This window comes from Edwardsiella hoshinae NBRC 105699 = ATCC 33379 (genome assembly GCF_000474215.1).
Taxonomy (GTDB): Bacteria; Pseudomonadota; Gammaproteobacteria; order Enterobacterales; family Enterobacteriaceae; genus Edwardsiella; species Edwardsiella hoshinae.
The window spans coordinates 1-1893 of sequence record NZ_BAUC01000056.1 but is presented as its reverse complement, the minus strand read 5'-3'; the positions used below and the strand labels follow the sequence as shown (position 1 = coordinate 1893).

Here is a 1893-nt window from a genome sequence, read left to right as displayed (position 1 = left end):
TGGTGAAAGTCCGGGCGGAGACGGCGGGTGTTGTGGGTAATTTACTGACGGCCGAACCTGCCGAGCTGGTTAGCGCTCCGATGGGGATTAATAGTCGTGTGCAGCTTACTGCGCTCTCCGGTGGGACGGATGAGGAGTCCGATGCCAGCTTATTGGCTCGCCTGTTAGACGTTATCCGACGCCCGCCAGCAGGCGGAAACCAATATGATTATCGCCGCTGGGCACTGGAGGTGCCGGGCGTTACCGGTGCCTATGTGTATCCCCTCCGGCGCGGTGTTGGCACGGTCGATATCGCGATCACATCTGCCGGTGCGTTGCCGTCTGAAAGCGTTATTAAAGCCGCGCAAGCCCATATTGATGATGTAAGACCCGTGACTGCGCGAGATTCATTAGTATTAGCGCCATCTCAACGGGTGATTGATTTCGATATTCGCGTCAATGTCGATGGTCTCACGCTCGAAGCCGTTAAAGCGACAATTACCGCCACGATTAAAGATGCTATGTCCCGAATTAATCCGGGACAGCCGCTTGTGCGCAGTCATATTGAAATGTTGATCTCATTAATTCCAGGCGTAACAGACCGTGAAATTGTTTCGCCAGCGGCCAATGTTACGGCTCGGGTGGATAAATCACATCTGGAATGGCTGGTCTGTGGCTCCGTTACTGTAGGGCTTAAAACATGAGCCATAAGCAGCTATTGATGGCGTTATTGCCCCCCGTAAGCTATGCCCCGGAGGGCATACATTTACAAGCCGAACTCGAGGCTGAGGGGGCGCGCTTTGATGCGGTCCGGTATCGGGCCGGTGATGTATTAGGCGCAGTGACACCACTCTATGCGCAAGGGTTATTACCGGATTGGGAGCGAGTATTAGATGTTACCCCGCAAAGGGGTGATACCTACCAGCAGCGGCTAAGTCGGGTATTGGCGAAACTCAGTGAAACCGGCGGATTGAGTATTCCGTATTTTACTCGTCTGGCGACAAGTATGGGCTACGCCATCACCATCGATGAGCTCGATGTGTTTCGTGCTGGGCGAAATCGTGCTGGAGAGCGGTTGTACTCCCCGGATGTGAATTGGATATGGCGAGTCAATGTGTCGAGTAGCAAGGTACAGAATTATCGCTTTCGTGCAGGTATGTCTACAGCAGGAGAGCGCCTGTCCTATTTTGCGGACTCGGTTATTGAATCGGTATTCAATGACCTAAAGCCAGCACATACCTATTGTTATTTTACCTATCAGGACTAAATCATGCAAAAATTAATGCCCCAAGTCGATACGCCTGATAATGCGTTTCATGATGGGAATCCGGCAACAGGTGAGCTTGGCACGCCAGTCTATGCTGTTTGGTTGAATGCCGTACAGAGTGCAGTACGCGATATCCAGGCAGAGTGCCACGCTATTTTAACCGCTAATGGTTTTACGCCTGATCCCTCTCGCCAAAATCAATTATGGGCAGCCATCCAAAAAGCCATTGATAGCCAAGTGCCAGTGGCATCGATCTCACAAGCTGGTAAGGTGCAATTATCCAGCGCGACCAATAGCAGCAGTGAGCAAACCGCAGCCACGTCAAAAGCTGTTAAGGCAGTAAAAGATTATGCAGATACAAAAGCGCCGTTAGATAGCCCTGCACTTTCTGGTACGCCAACGGCACCAACGCCACCTAGTTCAGCATCAGGGCGAGAGATTGCGACGGCTGCATTTGTCGCAGCTAAAGTGGCCAAGCTGGTTGGCTCCTCACCAGCGGCATTAGATACGCTAAAAGAGCTGGCTGATGCGCTAGGGCGTGATCCAAACTTTGCTACGACGATGACGAACGCCCTTGCGGGTAAACAGCCACTGAACTCCACGCTGACAGCACTTAGCGGGAAAAATGTCGCCCAGCTTCTCGAATA

3 protein-coding genes are annotated in these 1893 nt (G+C 52.1%); all 3 read left to right on the top strand.

Translation table 11 applies throughout. The features are described 5' to 3' along the window. Nucleotides 1-683, top strand: a 683-nt coding sequence (locus tag EHO01S_RS16620) for a baseplate J/gp47 family protein (protein ID WP_024525004.1), incomplete at its 5' end; no start/stop codon positions are given. After that, nucleotides 680-1246: a YmfQ family protein gene (locus tag EHO01S_RS16615; protein WP_024525003.1), complete on the top strand. Its 567-nt coding sequence runs from the start codon at nt 680-682 to the stop codon at nt 1244-1246. The genes EHO01S_RS16620 and EHO01S_RS16615, both read left to right, overlap by 4 nt. Nucleotides 1247-1249: 3 nt before the next feature. Further along, nucleotides 1250-1893, top strand: a 644-nt coding sequence (locus tag EHO01S_RS18750; RefSeq protein ID WP_035370889.1) for a phage tail protein, incomplete at its 3' end; no start/stop codon positions are given.